The following is a 16,390-nucleotide window of genomic DNA, read 5'->3' as shown; positions in this document are numbered from 1 at the left end:
CAGCGCGCTGGACCCGATTTCACCGGCCGAAGGCATCGAGGCGCTGGAGGCCATCCTGGCCAACCACCCCACTAATATCGGGGTGGCCCGGCTGCGGCTCGACCGCGCCGCGGCGGCCTTCCCGGAGATCCAGCAGCTCGGCTATTTCGCCAAGCTGGCCGAGGAGCTGGACATCGACAGCGACGACGACGATTGGGCGGGCCCCGACGCGCTGCGCGAGATGGACGCCGCCGAAGTCAACCGGGTCGTCATCGCGCGACTGAGTGGCCGCATCCTGGCCATTATGGGCTACCCGAAGGGCAGCACGCTCGATGTCGATCAGCCGCTGACCGAATTGGGCATGGATTCGCTGATGGCTGTGCGAATCCGCAACACTCTTCGCGGCGACTTCGGTGTGGAACCGCCGGTGGCCCTGTTGTTGCAAGGTGCCTCGTTGGCTGCGCTGACGGCGGACCTCATCCGTCAGTTGGGTCTTGACAGCGAGGAAAAGACTGACAGCGGCAATGCGGTTCGCGACAGAGCCAAGCAGCGCGCCGCAGCCCGGCAACGCGCCGCGGCTCGGCGAAAGGTAGGAGATCGAGTGTGACCAGCAACAGCGAACTGCCGCCCAACGCGATTGCGGTCGTCGGCATGGCCGCCAGGTTGCCTGGCGCCAACACGCTGTCGGCTTTCTGGGACAACCTGCGCCGCGGCGAGGAGTCGATCGTCACGTTGTCCGAAGACGATCTGCTGGCCGAGGGCATCCCCGAGAAGGCGCTGGCGAATCACGCCTACGTGCGGCGCGCCGCATTGATGGATGGAATCGATGAGTTCGACGCCGATTTCTTCGGCTTCACTCCGCAAGTGGCGCGCTCGACCGATCCGCAGCACCGGCTGTTTCTCCAGACCGCCTGGCATGCGCTAGAAGACGCCGGCTACGACCCCACCGACATCGAGGGTTCGGTCGGTGTGTACGCGACCAGCACCACCAGCGGGTACCTGCTGCACAACATCATGTCCAACCATGATCCCAACATCGTTATGGGACAAGGTATTACCTTCGACATGGTCAACCTGTCGTTGCAGAACGACAAGGACTACCTGGCCACCAAGGTCGCCCACGCGTTCAACTTGCGCGGGCCCGCACTCTCGGTGCAGACGGCCTGCTCGTCGGCGCTGGTCGCGGTGCACTTGGCCTGCCAGAGCATCCTGAACGGCGAGTGCGAGTTGGCGCTGGCCGGTGGCGCATCGCTGCGCATCCCGCATCACGTCGGGTATTGGTACGCCCCCGGATCGATGGTGTCGCCGACCGGCCATTGCCGGCCGTTCGACGTGCGTTCGGACGGAACAATTTTCGGCAGCGGCGTCGGCGTGGTGGTGCTGAAAGCGTTGCAGGACGCTGTCGACGACGGAGACCGGATTCACGCCGTGATCCGGGGGTCGGCGCTGAACAACGACGGGTCGACGAAGATGACCTATGCCGCGCCCAACGCGGCCGGTCAGGCCGACGTCATCGCCGAGGCGCAGGCGATGGCCGAGGTCGACTCGTCGGAAATCAGCTACATCGAGACGCACGGAACCGGCACGCCGCTGGGCGACCCGATCGAAATCGAGGGTCTGCGACAGGCATTCGCCGTTTCCGACGAGCCCCGTCAGGGGTCGTGCTATGTCGGCTCGGTCAAGTCCAACATCGGCCACCTGGAGTCTGCGGCCGGCATCGCCAGCCTGATCAAGGCGATTCTGTGTCTCAAGAACCGGGCCATCCCGGCCACGTTGCACTACACCAGCCCCAACCCGGAACTGCACCTCGACCGCGGACCGTTCGTCGTGCGGAGCGAATACGGCCCGTGGGAGTGGGACGGCGTTCGGCGTGCCGGCGTCAGCTCGTTCGGTGTCGGTGGCACCAACGCCCATGTGGTGCTTGAAGAAGCGCCGACGGTGCTGGCGTCAACGCCCAAGCCCGGCCGGCAGGTGCTGTTGATGTCGGCGCGAAGCACTGAGGCGCTGCAGCAGTCACGCTCAGCCCTGGCCGCCGAACTGTCCGGCGACGAGATCAGCCTGCCCGACGTCGCGTACACCCTCACCCGCCGCCGCACAGAGAACATCCGGATGGCGGCGGTCGTCAAAGACCGGCAGGACGCTGCTGCGGTGCTGGAGGCTGCCGAACATGACAACGTGTTCGTCGGCGAATCCTCGCCGGGGACGAACAATGCTGATAATTCAGCCCACGTCGTTTTTCTGTTCCCGGGTCAGGGTGCTCAGCACATCGGCATGGCCCGCGGCCTCTATGAGTCCGAGCCGGTTTTCGCCGAGCACTTCGATCAGTGCGCCACGGGGTTCGGCGACGAACTGGGCATCGATCTGCGCGCGGAGATCTTCGACGGGACAGCACGTGACCTGGAGCGCACCGACCGCACCCAGCCCGCACTGTTCACGGTCGAGTACGCGCTGACAAAACTGATCGAAACCTACGGCGTTCGCCCGGCAGCACTGGCCGGACACAGCATCGGCGAGTACGTCGCGGGCACCATCGCCGGCGTCTTCGACATCGCAACGGCCATCAAGGTGGTATCGATGCGGGCCCGGCTGATGCATGCCGCACCCCGCGGAGTCATGGTCGCCGTGGCGCTGAGTCCCGATGCTATTGCCGAGCACCTGTCCGGCGATGTCGACGTCGCTGCGATCAACGAACCCGGCGGGTGCGTCGTCGCCGGATCCGAGGAGAACATTCGCAAGTTCAGCGATCGCCTCACCGAACAGGGGATCGTCGCGCGTCGGGTCCGCACCTCGCATGCGTTCCACTCGCGGTTGATGGATTCAATGATTCCGGAATTCACCGGCTTCCTGTCCCGACAAACGCTGCGCGAGCCCAGCATTCCGTTGCTGTCCAACGTCACTGGGACCTGGTTGGCGGCCAGCGAGGCGACCAATCCTGCCACCTGGGCGCGGCAGGTGCGGTCCACGGTTCGATTCTCCGACGAAGTCGACGTGCTGCTCGCCGACTCGCATCGCGTCCTGGTCGAGGTTGGCCCGGGCGGCACCTTGACCGCGTCAGCCACGCGGCATCCCAAGTGGTCGAGCGGTCACCGCGCAATCCGGCTGATGCGCCACCACGCCCAGAACCGCGATGACCGGGATGCCTTCCTGCTGGCGCTCGGGCAGCTGTGGTCCGCGGGAGTCGACGTCGACTGGACGCCGCTGCGTGGCGGGCGGCAGCCACAACTACTAACGCTGCCCGGTTATCCCTTCGAGCGCCAACGGCATTGGGTTGAGCACCGGCGAGGCGCCACATGGGTGGCCGACCCCGCTACGACCAACGGGGCGGCGGCGTCAGCGGCGGGGACCGCCGAACCAGCCGGGGCAACCACCAACGGCACGTCGCCGATGGAGGCGACCTTGCAACGCATTTGGGGGCAGTGCCTCGGTGTGGGTTCGGTCGACCGCAATGCCAACTTCTTTGAACTCGGCGGCGACTCGCTGGTCGCGATCAGCGTCGCGATGACCGCCGGCAACGAAGGGCTGGACCTCACACCCCAGGACCTCTACGACAACCAGACCGTGGCTGCACTCGCCAAGGCCCTGACTGCCCGATACGCGGCCGGCGGGCTGGCACGCCAGTCACCCGGTGACGTCGTGCATCCCCCGGTTCCGCCGAACATCGCTTACTTCCTCGAGCATGGATTGGCGCAACATGGCCAGTGGCGTGTTCCGTTGATCGTGCAGCTCGACCCCGACGTGCAGACGGACGACATCCGTGCGGTGCTCACCGCCGTGACCAACCACCACGATGCGCTGCGTCTGCACATCGCGGAACGTGCAGGGACGTGGGAACAGGCCATCGGCGAACCGCAGGAATTGGCCGAGCTGGCCACTCGGTCGCTTCCTGACGATGTCTCACCGGGAAGTCCAGAAGAGCGGGAAGCGCTGCTCGCCATACTCAACGAGCAGATCGGCGAGCAGGACTTGTCCAGCCCGCCGCTGGCCGTCACCTATGTCCGTGGCGTGCCGGGCGGTTCGTGCTATCTCGCGATCAGCCTGCACGCGGTGGCGGCCGACAATGCCTCGCGCGAAATCCTGGTCACCGACATCTTCACCGCGTTCGGGCAACGGTTGGCGGGTGAAGAGATTGCGCTGCAACCCATCACCACGCCGTGGACCGAGTGGTCTCAGCGCTGCGCCGCGCTGGCGACGCATCCGGCGGTGCTGGAAAGCCGCGATTTCTGGCTGAAGACTGCGACCGCAGCCGACCTGCGGGTCTCTGGCCGCGAAGTCAGCGAAGCACCGGGCACAACCGATTTGGCGAGATTGGCGTCGACACTGACCATCTCGGAAACCACCGAGATCGACGACGCGCGGCGCCGGCTTCGGGTGCCGATAGAGGAACTGCTGCTGGCCGCACTGAGCCGAACAATCGCGACGACGATCGGTGACGGGTCAATCGGCGTCGACCTGGGCGGACCGGGCCGGTCGGTGCTCAAACCGGATGTCGACTTACGTCGGACCATCGGCTGGTTCACCACCGTCTACCCTGTCGCTCTGCACTGCGAAGGGGGAGAGGCCAGCAGCGCAAAGCAGTTGCTCGGCGAAGTGCACGACACACTGAATGCGGTTCCGCACTATGGAATCGGCTACGGGCTGCTGCGTTACCTGTACGCACCAACGGCGCGACTGCTGGGTGCCGGCCGCCAAGCCGACATCTTCTTGTCCTACGTCGGCACGATCCCTGACCTGCCCGACGTGCCTTCTGACGCCTTTCCCGTTCAGCTCGAAGCCGACATCGCTTTGCCGGTGCGCGAGGCGATTCCCGGTCTGGGCCACGCCATCGAGTTGCGGGTGTATCGCTCGGCCGCTGTGCTGCATCTGGATTGGTGGTATGACACCCGCAGGGTGAAGTCGGGTACCGGACAAGCGCTCGCCGACGAGTTCGCGAAGGCGTTGATCGAGTTGACCCGCGGAGCGCTCGCCGAAGACGAAATCGACTCGGCCGATGACGAACTGACCTTGGTGGATCTGTCGTCGACCGATACATCGGGATAGGGCCGGTGGATGCCCGCCACCATCACTAACTGCCAGGGAGTTTGACAGTGTTTCCGTCCTCGGTCATCCGCAAGCTGGCCAACAGCGAGGAGATGCTCGCTGAGACACACAATTTCGTCGGCCTTGCCGCACAGATCGAGGGACCGGTCGATATTGACGCCTTCTCGGATGCTTATGACGCGTTGCTCGAAGCACACCCGGTCCTCACCGCCCGCCTCGAGCGTGGCGACGACGGGCGGCATCAGTTCGTTACCGACGATCTGTTGCACTCGGGAATCGAGGTGGTGGAGGTCGATGGCCCAGACGACGAAGGTCCCGCTCTCCACTTCGACCAGAGTGAGTCGCTTGTCCACCTTCGACTGACCATCCGCGACGGACAGCCGCACCCAACCCTTTATGTCCATCACGCTATCGCCGACGGTCATCACATGTTCGGCCTGATCGAGGAACTGCTCTCGTATTACACCGACCTGGTGTGCAACGGAAAGACAGGTCCGATCACCGCCCAGCCCACGCCGGAATCAATCGAGACAGTGCTCGCCGACCGGGGCATCCAGAAAGGGCAGCGCTCGGGTATCGAGCGGTTCATGCCGGCGCTGTTCGCCTACGACCTTCCACCGTCCCGGCGAGCCGACACGGGCGTCAAACCCAGTTCACCTGTGCTGGTTCCGATGGTGTCGTGCCGGCTAAGCGAGAGCCAGACACACGCCATTGTCGATCTCTGCCGTGCGCAGAAGCTCGGTCTGCACTCCGTGCTCTCCGCCGCTATCCTGATGGCGGAGTGGCAGATTCGGGGCAAGCTGCCAATCCCGGTTCCTTTCATCTACACCGTCGATCTGCGGTACTTCCTCTCACCCCCGGTGTCCGCGACCGGATGCACGAACCCGATCGGATTGGGGACCTATCTCGCCGAGATCGACCGTAAGACCACCGTGATCGACCTCGCCCGCGACATCGCCGGGACATTTCGGAAAGACCTGGACGAGGGTGTAATACAGCAGTCACGGCTGCACTTCAGTCCACAATATGTCGGAAATGCGCCGGGCATGCCCGATGTTGTCCTGCTCTCCGATAACGGACTGGTCCCTCCGGTGCGTACACCTCCGAATGTGGAAGTGCTTGCCACACATGGCGAGTTGTACTTCGCGGTCAGCGCGGGAATCGAGATCTACTTCACCCAGATCTACGCCGAACAACTCAACGTCGAGTACCACTCCCATGGACCGACGCCGGAAAAGACGATTGAGGCAATATATTCGCTGCTCTGCAGCGTGGCCGAGCAGCACGCCGCAAGCGGTGTCAGTTGACGGGACCGAAGGCGTAGCGGTGGTATTGGAATGCTCGGCGCAGCGGCGGCAGAGCACGGACCAGGTGCCTCGTCAACCGGAAGACGGTCGACGTTCGGGCGAAAGTGCTCGCGTCGAAGAACGTCACGGCAGTGAGCAACCGGACCCCGGAGACTCCTTCCGTAACGTCCGCTGGACTGTTGACGGCCCAGTGCAGCGTCGAACCGGACTGCCGCTGCAGCCGGTGCGTCTTCTGCGAACGTACGATGAGCGAATTGTAGAAATCGATCTGCAGTTCGCCGGAACCGAACCGATCGACGACATGCTGGAGCAGGGCAATGCCGTCATCCTCGGTCAGGTACATGCTGATGCCCTCGGCCAACAGCAGTGTCGGGCGGTCGGCCGGTATCTGGTCGAGCCAGGACGGGTCGGTCGCCGCAGTGGCAATCAGGTGGTATCGCCGTCGAGTGGGAAAAACCTTCTCGCGCAACGTGATTACCGTCGGAAAGTCGACGTCATACCACTCCACTCCGGGCCCGGGATCGAGCCGGAACACCCGGCTGTCCAAACCGCAACCCAGGTGAATCACGGTGGCCTGCGGGTGAGCGGCCAGGAACTGAGCGGTCCAGATGTCGAACTGGGCGGTTCGCACCGTCACCAGCGGCGTCCAGCGGTCGGTGACCTTGAGCCCGCTCCAGTCGTAGTCGATTCGGGCGACAGCCTCCTTGGCGAATCCGTCGCCCAAGATCGGCTGGTCCCAATCGGCATCCAGCGCCTTGCAGTACAGCGTGGTCAGCATAGTCTGCGCGGGACCGCTGAGATCGACGGACACCTTATCGGTCACGATGGCCAAGCCTAGTGTGCGAAATCCATAGATGGAGGTGCCATGACGGATACGACAAGTGCCGGGCGCGAACGGCCGCCGCGGGTCTTGCTGCTGTACTACTCGTACACGGGGCAGGCCCAGAAGGTGCTCGAGACCGCGGGGGAGGTGTTTCGCGCCCGCGGCTGCGAGGTGTACAAGGCCGAAATCGAGTTCAGTGATCAGCGATACGCCGAGAAGTTTTCTCGCTTCCCGATGCGACGGGTGTGGCCTGACATGCTCAGCGTGCTGGGGGCCCAGAAGCGCAACGAGACCGGCGAGATCCAAACGCCGGATACGGTGCGCAATGGCGACTACGACCTGATTCTCATCGGCTCGCCGACATGGTGGGACAACGTCAGCATGCCGTTGCGCTCCTTCCTGAAGTCCGACGAAGCACGTAAGTTGTTGTCCGGCAAGCCGTTCGCGGTGTTCGTCGTGTGTCGTACGTTTTGGCGCGAAAACCTCGAAGGGGTGCGTGAACTCGCCGAAGAGCAAGGTGGGCGCTACGTGGACGAAATCCACTTCACCTATCCCGGCGACAACCTACGCTCCATGCTCGCGCTGACCAGCTATCTGGGTTCGGGCCAGTACCGCGAGAAGTACCTGGGTCTGCGTATCCCGCCGACGAACGTGCAACCCGAGCAGCTGGAGCAGACGCGGAGTTTCGCGGCCCGGCTGGCGGATCGATTGCTCGCCAAGGGCTCGGCGGTACCGGACGAGGAGACGGTGCAGCCGTGATGAACGTCGTCGCCCGCGGAATTGGTTGAATATGCCGCGTTCCTTCGATGTGTCGGCCGAGTCGGCTGCCCGTGTCGAGCAGGTTCATGCGGCGTTGAGCGGCGAGGACTACTGGCTGGCCCGGCTTGCGACCCTCAATGGCAGCACCACGCTGGAATCCCTGGTCGTCGAGCAGGACCGAACCGTGCGGGTGGCCACCACGCAGGACCTGGGCCGTGACCTGCTGCCCGGGATCGTCGCCAAGTTCTATCGACGTGATCTCAAAGTCCGGCACACCGAGACGTGGACACCGTTGGGCGATCGTGGACTCCGCGGCGAGGTCACCGTGGCGGTGTCCGGTGCGCCGGGATCGGGTTCCGGTGCCGCATTGGTCGCGCCCAGTCAGACCGGGTCGAATTGGACATTCACCGGGACGGTGGAATTCAAAGTCCCGCTGGTTGGTGGCACGATCGAGAGTTTTATCGCGCGTGAGTTCGCCCAAGGGATACCGAATATCCAGGAATTCACCGCGAAGTGGGTGGCCGAGCATGATTGACGCGCCGAACTCCGCCTCTCCCTACTCCGATGCATTCCGGGTGGCGCCAACCACGGGCGAGGCGCTCGCCGGCCTGCGCATGCCGCTGCTGGACGCGATGATGACCCAGCGGGCCGTGCGACGCGTTCATCCCGACCCGGTCGACGACGCGGTGGTGTTGAAGTGCATCGAGTTGGCGCTGCGCGCACCGACCGGCGCCAACGGGCAGAACTGGGAGTTCATTGTCGTAAAGGACCGCCGGGTCATCAAAAAGCTGGCCCGGCGGTACCGCCAAGGCTGGAAGTTCTCTTACGGCGGGCTGCTTAAAGGCGCCGGTGACCGCGACGAGTCGTTAGCCAAGGTCATCCGCGCGGCGCAGTGGCAGGTCGACCACTTCACCGAGATCCCGGTCCTGGTGGTGGCCTGCCTGCGGCTCACCGTCCGCGAGGGCCGCGCGCCGTATTCACTGATGCCCCATGCCGCCCTGTCTGGATATTGGGGGTCGATTTACCCGAGTGTGCAGAACCTGCTGCTGGCTGCCCGCGCCATGGGCTTGGGCGCGTCGTTGATCACCTTGCCGCTGTGGGGAGTGACGCGGGCCCGCAAGATCCTCGCCCTGCCACGCTCGGTAACGCCGTGCTGCGTCGTGGCCCTCGGATGGCCACGGGGGCGTTACGGACCGACGACCCGTGTACCGGTTGAGCAGGTCACGCATCTCGACAGCTACGGCAACCGCGCCTGGCTGGACAATTGACAGAGTGCTGTGGAAAAGCTGTGTCCAATATGTTGGACAAACATGCCCGGTTATTAGCCGCTGCGCTAATTTGTGAACCTGGTCACGCAATCCTTACGAGCGAATTCCTTAAGTTCCTGTTCGAACTTAGATTCTCTTCGTGTAGGTTCAGCGTGCACTGGGTTAATCGAACTAGAAGGGGGCGCCATGCAGGCTGCAGCGCGACCGTATGTCTTGGCAAGCGCGGCATTGATGGCGACGGGCCTGGTCGCGGCGACGCCGCTTCCGGCGCGCCAACTGCAGCCCCCCATCCGCAGCATCGAGACCCGCCTTGTCGACGCTGGCTCCGTTCTCAACATCCCGATCAACCTGTTCGACGACATCGTGAACATTCCGTACAACGAGGTCCAGGCCTTGGACACGGCAGCGTATTCGCTCTTGGACACCGGGCCGTGGTTTGTGCCGGACGCCACGAATGTCTGGGGTATCGGCCCCTGGGACATCACCCACGTCGCGGCGGTGGACGCATTGTTGCTACCATTCCCGTCGCTGGATCAAGGCCTCGGCGGCCTCAACTATCAAATCGACGGCCTCTTGGCGGCCGAAATTCCGGAGAGCGCTTCCTGCGACGTAGCGACCTGCGCGCCGATCGTTCCATACGATGTGGTTACCGGCATCAGCGCAATCGACCAGGACATTGGGACTTTCGACGCACTGACCGGGCAGGACCCCCAATTTGGGCTTTTCGACCACTGGTTTCAGGTGCCGCTGTCAGAGCTGGTGTCGGGCTACACCTTTAACGCAGCGAACGACCCCGGCGTCGTTGACCCCGCCGGACCAGTCTTTCAGGAATTCGGCTTCCCGCTGGATGGCGGCACCAACCCCTTCGAGGGTGGCACGACCTTGGTCGATGGCCAAAACGTGTATCCGTGGGACGGGCTGACGTACACGCTCAACCCGCTGCAGCCCATTGAGAATTTCTACAACAGCTTGTTGCAGACACCCTCAGGGGGCATCGGCGGCACCGGCATCGAGATCCCTACCTTGACGGAGTTCACCCAGGCCCTGCAGAATGTCGCGGCCGGGGTGGTCATCGATTTCGATCCCTTTACTCTCGGCAGCCCCGCGTGCCCGGCGTCGTGTGACATACCCCAAAGTTTGACTATCCCGGCGATGGTTCAGGACATCGCAAACCTGGATCCGAGCGATACGACGCTTCAGACATGGCTGGCCGAGTACGCCGCCGGCACGGCTGCCTGGCCGACGGTAAGCCAAAGCGATGAGACCATAGCCCTGCTCCAGCACGGTCTATTCGACCTGACCCCGGCGCAGCTGGCAACGGTTGATGCGGATTTGGCCAGCATCAACCCCGAACTGCCGGCCCTCTACACCAACGCCGGGATCCTGACCGACCCTGGATACCTCGCCTACACCGAGGCAACCGCCAGCACCACCACCGGCCCGACCACTACCGCTGTCTTTGACCCGGTTTACGGCGGCGCGAACGATAACTTGGTGCCTCAAGACCTCGTGACGCTGCTGACCAACAACGACACGAACTTCAGCGCGTTGTCCGAACCCGGCGTATTGTTGGCCCTCCTCTATCCCGCCTCAATAGTGACGGACCCCGGCGCATTTTCGGCCGGCGCGGCTGACCCCAGCAGTGCCAGCACAATGTTGAACGATGCCGCCAACCTCAGCGCACTGCTCGGACTCAGCGGAGCATCGAGCCTGTCGACAGACCTCAGCGCACTGCTGTCGCAATTGTCAGCGGAGCTGAGCACAGCACTGTCGGCGGACCTCGCCACGACACTGCCAACGGACCTCGCCACGACATTGCCGACGACCCTGCTGAGCATGTTCTAAGCCCTGAACCCGCGGCCTATCGGAGCCTCAACGCACAACCGGGATTCGACGGCGAGGCGGTATCCAGGCCTTGAGGCTCTTCGTCATGACACGATCCACATCTGGTCGCTCAGCAGTAGTCGCGCGAGCACGGACGCCTTTCCCGACGCGCCGACGATATAGCGGGGTTTGGGGTTTTTGGCCTCGACTGCCCGGACCACCGCGCGGACGACGGTGTCGGCGTCGATCGTCACGAGAGGTGATTCTTGGCGAGCGCGCGCGTGGTCTCGGCATAACGTCGCTTGAATTCGCCGTACTTTCAATCTGCCGCTCGCGGTAACTCCTATTGCATAGTGACACTCGGTTGGCCGCGCGGGCGCTACGGCCCGACCACCCGTAAACCGGTTGAGCAGGTGATCCACCTCGATGCGTACGGCCACCGGGCGTGGCTCGACAGCTGATCGCTGTGGTGATTCACAGCTTCTTGAGTCCGCGCAAGACCTTTACGTGCGGCACGCTTGCCGCCAAACCCCTGCGCAGGCGCGGGTTAAGCATGCTGGCGCTGATAACGTTTAGGTATCGGAGGCCGTGATCGCGCCATTCCGCTACTTGGTCGATGATTTCGTCCGGTGTCCCGTGAAAATTGATTTCTTTCATGAGTGAAGCCGGGACTTTCGCGATGTATGACAAAGCGCTCTGCTTGTCCATGGTTTGGGGAACCAAATCTTGCACGCCGGAAAAGTCGGCTCCCAGTGGATGCTGAACGCCGTGACGTGCCCAGGCTTCTGCAGGTGCCCCGAGCGCCGACGTCTTCATCATGACGGAGTCCAGCGCCTCATCGACTTCGTCGCGATTCCGGCCGGTGACTACGGCACGCTGTATGGCAGGCGTGATCGACATCGGATCACGACCGGCGTCGGACGCCGCAGCGCGCACGCCCTCGAGTCCGCGGGCATAGTCGGTGGGTCGAGACACAACAAAGGGAACCCAGGCATCGGCATAGCGTCCGGTGATCCGCAGCATCCGCGGCCCGTGGGCTGCGACCCAGATTTCGGGCCATTTCCCGCGGTACGGCGGAAGCGCGAACACGGCGTTGCGTAGCGGAAAGTACGGCGAGTCACGCGAGACAAGTTCCCCGGCCGAATCCCACAATGTGCGGATTGTGGCGATGGCTTCTTCGAACCGCGCCACCGGTTTGGTCCACTCCACGCCGTAGGGCTCGTTGCCTTCACGTTCCCCCACACCGATACCTAGGATGGCACGGCCGCGGGTAAGCAAATGCAGAGTCGCGGCGGCTTGCGCCGTGACCGCTGGATTGCGGCGACTGGCATCGGTGACGCACACGCCGAGTCGTAGTCGGCGGACCCGGTTGCGGGCGGCCAGGTGTCCAAGCATCGTCCACGGTTCCAGGATCGCGTCTACATTGGGCACCAGTTTCGCTGCAGCGCCGAGATACTCAGGTGTCGCGATCGAGTTCGGCACCAGCGCGTTCAGATGGTCACCGACCCACAACGAGTCGGCGCCCGTCGCAATGGCAGTCAGGGAATCCAAGCGCGGCAGTAGGGTCGGCGAAAAGCGCGCGTTCACGATCGGATCGACTATGCCGAAACGAAATCCGTCCATACACACCGACACCTTCCCGATGAATAGCAACGTCATGCTACGGCACTACCGGGTGCCTTAACTACAGCCTGTTACCCGATACCCTTGCCGCTGAATTCACTAGCGGAACCGACTTGGTTTTCATCGGATCAGGGCTCCTTGGAACATAAATCGCAATCCGTCGGCGGCGACGATGACAGGTTCGCCGAATTCACGCGCGAGCTGCCCGCGGCTCTCATCCTTGGCGGCGCAGGGCACCGGGCCAGCGTGATACGTTGCGATTGCTCCAGAAACAAGCTTTCACCGAAAAGGGGGCTTACAAGTTGCCCAGGCACACGGAAGCCGGGTCGCGAAGGCAGGCCGATGATTCTGCGCCCTTAATTCGCGCTATCGGAGTTGCCGGAGCGGGGGCCGGGCCTCCGGCTGGCGATTTCCGGCGCGCCGGCGTCCGCGGTTGCCCCCAGCCGGTGCGACATGCTTGAGGTGATCGACAAAGGAAGTGTGAGTGAATCCCACCCTGTCCCGCTGCTCTTCGTCCACGGGGCCTGGCATGCAGCCTGGTGTTGGGATGAACATTTCCTAGGTTTCTTCGCCGACAAGGGTTATCGCGCCATGGCGCTCAGCTTTCGCGGCCATGGAAATAGTCCGACTCACACGCCGCTGCGCACCTGTTCGGTCGCCGACTATCTCGAGGATCTCAGCTCCGTTGCCGACAGTCTGACCACAAGACCAGTGGTAATCGGTCACTCCATGGGCGGTTTCATCGTGCAGAAGTACCTGGAGTCGCACGACGCTCCCGCCGGTGTCTTGATGACGTCCATGCCTCCGCAGGGAAATCTCGGATCCGGCCTGCGCTGGATAAGACAGCATCCGTGGCATTTCACGAAAATCCTAATCACCGGCAAGTCGCTGCCTTACATCAACACCCCCGAGCTGGCGCGGGAGAGATTCTTCTCCGCACAGATGCCAGAATCCCAAGTCGTGGACTACGCGGCACGCCTCCAAGAAGAGAGCGCACGAATCGGCGTCGACTGCCTTGTGCTCAGGCTTCCTCGGCCTAAACGTGTGACGACGCCGTTGCTGGTCTTAGGGGCCCACGATGACGGCGCGCACACCCGGAAAGAAGTACGCGCAACGGCGCGCGCGTATCGCACCGAAGCGGAATTCTTTCCCAACATGGGTCATAACATGATGCTCGAGCCTGGATGGGCGGTCGTCGCCGAACGTATCCACACGTGGCTCGGCGCGCAGGGGCTCTAAGGACCGCGCTGGCAACGACGTTGTCCTGCCCGAGCCGACGAGTCACTAAGTAATACCAATACTTTGGAAGATCTTGTGCGAATCCTGCTGGCAGTACGTCAGGCAGGGATCTCGGCGTCCAACCTCGGGGATGTGACGTGCGGCAGGGGATCTCGGTGGCCGTGCCCCGGTTCCGCAGGGTGCGTGCGCTGCGGCTCGCCTCGGTACCGCGACGGGCGACCGTCGATCTTGCAGATACGCCAAAGCGTCAGCGCGAAGGGGTTCATCAGCCCGACGTCGTCGCACAGCATCCGCACATCGCCGTACATGTCGCGCAGCGCCTGACGCGAATCGGGCGCGTTGAAGACCAACTCTTTACGCACCGAGCGCGGGATGTCGAACTTCCTGAAGAAGCTGCGCGAGGGCACGACAATCGCCTGGCACAGCACCCGCATGACGATCGGCACGTATAGCGACAGCGTGCATCGGCTCCGCCGCACCATATGCGGCACACGCCTGGTGAGGAACTGGTCAGCAAAGGAGATGTGGCGAGCTTCCTCGGCGACGTGGATCGCCATCACCTTCTCCATGATCGGATGCGGCGTCTTGTCCTGCCGCAGCATGCTCTTCTGCATGTTGTGGATGGGCAGCTCACCCGCCAACACCCCGAAGAAGAACGTGCCCGGAAGCGGCCCGGCGTAGAGCGGGATCGCGGTTGATATCCAGCGCAGCCACCGTGGCATGCCCGGAACATTCACCCCAATCCGGTTGACCAATTCCTGAAACATCATGGCGTGGTTGCACTCTTCGATGGATTCGTGCACGCAGTAGCGGTATTCGGGTGATCCGTTGGGCACCCAGAACGTGTAGTGCATCAGACCGCGGATCAGGATGCTCTCTAACTGCAGAGAAACCTTTGCGGCGTTGGCCTGACGCCACAGCCCGATCTCGATCTGCTTCTCCAGCGGTTGCGCCTGATACCACGGATGCCGTCCCAGCGGATCGGTCGCAGACAACACCCAGCGGGGGTCGTTTTTGGTGACGGAGAACTCCGGCGCATCCCAGTCGATGTCGGTGTAGGGGTTGAAGTGACGGCGCACGGAAGCCTCGGACAGGGTCGCGAGGGCCGCACAGTACTCGGCGTCGTCGCTGACGTCCATATTGCGTTTCCACCGCTTGGCCATGCGCACACCAGCCAGGACCACCAGGCTCACCAGTAGTACGGCACCCAGCAGCCAATAGATATTGCCCCCCGCGACCGGCAATGCAACCCTCCCCCCCGCCCCCCCGGGCGCTCACATCCACGGCTAATTAGGCACTTACGCTTCATCGGGCACAGATGGCACCGACTATACTGGGGTCAACGGGTGGCGGAGCCCTACCGGAACTATTACGCATTGATCCAATTGCTCCGGCGCGGCCACGCTCAATCGGGTGTGTGCCGTTCGTCGCGGTGAGACGGAAGGTACCGTCTAATGCTTATGGGTGAGCAGCAGTTCGATGTCGTGATCGTCGGGGCGGGTTTCGGCGGAATCGGCGCAGCAATCCAGCTCAGCAGCATGGGTTATGACAACATCTTGATCGTCGATCGCGAGGACGACCTGGGCGGAACGTGGCACGTCAACCACTATCCCGGCCTTTCCGTCGATCAACCCTCGCCCACGTTCTCCTACCGGTTTGAGCCGAACCCGTACTGGTCCCGGATGTATGCCCCAGGCGCCGAACTGAAGAGCTACGCCGTGCATGTGGCCGAAAAGTACGACGTGCGCCGATACATGCGTTTCAACACCACCGTCGAAGGTGCCAGGTGGGACGACGATGCCCAAGTTTGGCGGGTTGCCCTTGCTGGCGGCGAGACGCTGAGCACGCAGTTCCTGATTGCGGCGACCGGCTTCCTGTGCCAGCCGAAGACCCCGGATATCGCAGGTATCGAGACGTTCAGCGGACGCATCATCCACACCGCCGCCTGGGATGACAGCTACTCGCTCACCGGCCGCCGGGCGGCTGTCATCGGAACCGGTTCTACCGGTGTGCAAGTCGTTCCGGAGCTGGCGAAGGAAGTCGCCGAGCTGACCGTGTATCAGCGGACCCCGATTTGGGTGCTGCCCAAGTTCGATGTGGTGTTCTTCCCTGCGCTGCAAAGGCTTTTCGCTCGGGTGCCATTCACCCAGCGGACCGTGCGCTGGTTCACCGACACCAGCCTGGAATTCGCGATGGTCATCACGATGTGGAAATACCGGTACTTCAAGCTGGTCAACAAAGCCATCTCGCGGTTCTCGAAGATTTATCGGCTGATGCTGGTGCGCGACTGGGAACTTTCGCGGAAGCTGGACCCGGACTTCGACTTCGGTTGCAAACGGCCCACGATCTCCAATTCCTATTACCGGGCGTTCACCAAACCTCATGTGCATCTGGAAACCAACGGCATCGATCGGATTGAGCCCGACGGCATCGTCGCAAGCGACGGCAGCAAGCGGTTCGTCGATACCTTGGTCCTCGCGACCGGATTTGACGTCTGGGAGGCCAACCTACCGGCGATCGAGGTGATCGGA

13 protein-coding genes and 1 pseudogene are annotated in these 16,390 nt (G+C 63.1%); 10 read left to right on the top strand and 4 right to left on the bottom strand.

The genetic code is table 11. The annotated features are described in order from the left end of the window. The 3 genes from VKI00_RS14060 to VKI00_RS14050 all read left to right on the top strand — a co-directional run. On the top strand, positions 1-586 hold a 586-nt coding region (locus VKI00_RS14060; RefSeq protein WP_324438299.1), incomplete at its 5' end, for an acyl carrier protein. Then, a complete protein-coding gene (locus tag VKI00_RS14055) occupies positions 583-5,016 on the top strand; it encodes a type I polyketide synthase (RefSeq protein ID WP_324438297.1) in 4,434 nt (1,477 codons plus the stop codon). The genes VKI00_RS14060 and VKI00_RS14055, both read left to right, overlap by 4 nt. Positions 5,017-5,063: 47 nt before the next feature. Then, positions 5,064-6,323, top strand: a complete 1,260-nt coding sequence (locus VKI00_RS14050; protein ID WP_324438296.1) for a phthiocerol/phthiodiolone dimycocerosyl transferase family protein — start codon at positions 5,064-5,066, stop codon at positions 6,321-6,323. On the opposite strand, the gene VKI00_RS14045 is transcribed toward VKI00_RS14050, so the two are convergent. Continuing rightward, entirely contained in the window at positions 6,316-7,146 is an 831-nt protein-coding gene (locus VKI00_RS14045; RefSeq protein ID WP_324438294.1) for a class I SAM-dependent methyltransferase, read from the bottom strand. The two genes, VKI00_RS14050 and VKI00_RS14045, sit on opposite strands and share 8 nt — an antisense overlap. A gap of 42 nt (positions 7,147-7,188) precedes the next feature. Here VKI00_RS14045 and VKI00_RS14040 point away from each other — a divergent pair, with 42 nt between their 5' ends. The 4 genes from VKI00_RS14040 to VKI00_RS14025 all read left to right on the top strand — a co-directional run bounded on the left by VKI00_RS14040 (position 7,189) and on the right by VKI00_RS14025 (position 11,018). Further along, entirely contained in the window at positions 7,189-7,905 is a 717-nt protein-coding gene (locus VKI00_RS14040) for a flavodoxin family protein (protein ID WP_324438292.1), read from the top strand. 31 nt (positions 7,906-7,936) lie between these two features. Continuing rightward, positions 7,937-8,440, top strand: a complete 504-nt coding sequence (locus VKI00_RS14035; protein ID WP_324438290.1) for a DUF2505 domain-containing protein — start codon at positions 7,937-7,939, stop codon at positions 8,438-8,440. Next, positions 8,433-9,173, top strand: coding sequence for a nitroreductase family protein (locus VKI00_RS14030; RefSeq protein WP_414687192.1), 741 nt, complete (start codon positions 8,433-8,435; stop codon positions 9,171-9,173). The genes VKI00_RS14035 and VKI00_RS14030 overlap by 8 nt, the downstream gene beginning before the upstream one ends. A gap of 231 nt (positions 9,174-9,404) precedes the next feature. Then, positions 9,405-11,018, top strand: coding sequence for a hypothetical protein (locus tag VKI00_RS14025; RefSeq protein ID WP_324438289.1), 1,614 nt, complete (start codon positions 9,405-9,407; stop codon positions 11,016-11,018). Between the two features lie 83 nt (positions 11,019-11,101). Here VKI00_RS14025 and VKI00_RS14020 read toward each other — a convergent pair whose 3' ends face one another. After that, a complete protein-coding gene (locus tag VKI00_RS14020) occupies positions 11,102-11,251 on the bottom strand; it encodes a hypothetical protein (protein WP_324438287.1) in 150 nt (49 codons plus the stop codon). A gap of 55 nt (positions 11,252-11,306) precedes the next feature. Here VKI00_RS14020 and VKI00_RS33795 point away from each other — a divergent pair. Then, a pseudogene (locus VKI00_RS33795) lies at positions 11,307-11,458 on the top strand (nitroreductase); the annotation flags it as partial. Positions 11,459-11,471: 13 nt separating this feature from the next. Here VKI00_RS33795 and VKI00_RS14015 read toward each other — a convergent pair. Next, on the bottom strand, positions 11,472-12,620 hold the full coding sequence (locus VKI00_RS14015) for an LLM class flavin-dependent oxidoreductase (RefSeq protein WP_324438303.1): 1,149 nt from the start codon (positions 12,618-12,620) through the stop codon (positions 11,472-11,474). A gap of 453 nt (positions 12,621-13,073) precedes the next feature. Here VKI00_RS14015 and VKI00_RS14010 point away from each other — a divergent pair, with 453 nt between their 5' ends. Beyond that, positions 13,074-13,859: an alpha/beta hydrolase gene (locus VKI00_RS14010; RefSeq protein ID WP_324438285.1), complete on the top strand. Its 786-nt coding sequence runs from the start codon at positions 13,074-13,076 to the stop codon at positions 13,857-13,859. Between the two features lie 98 nt (positions 13,860-13,957). On the opposite strand, the gene VKI00_RS14005 is transcribed toward VKI00_RS14010, so the two are convergent. Next, positions 13,958-15,022 carry an AurF N-oxygenase family protein gene (locus tag VKI00_RS14005; RefSeq protein WP_414687193.1) on the bottom strand — a complete coding sequence of 355 codons (1,065 nt, stop codon included), beginning with the start codon at positions 15,020-15,022 and terminating at the stop codon, positions 13,958-13,960. 297 nt (positions 15,023-15,319) lie between these two features. Here VKI00_RS14005 and VKI00_RS14000 point away from each other — a divergent pair. After that, on the top strand, positions 15,320-16,390 hold a 1,071-nt coding region (locus VKI00_RS14000; RefSeq protein ID WP_324438283.1), incomplete at its 3' end, for an NAD(P)/FAD-dependent oxidoreductase.

The organism is Mycobacterium sp. (genome assembly GCF_035314665.1).
Classification (GTDB): Bacteria; Actinomycetota; Actinomycetes; order Mycobacteriales; family Mycobacteriaceae; genus Mycobacterium.
This window is presented reverse-complemented; position numbering and strand designations above follow the sequence as displayed.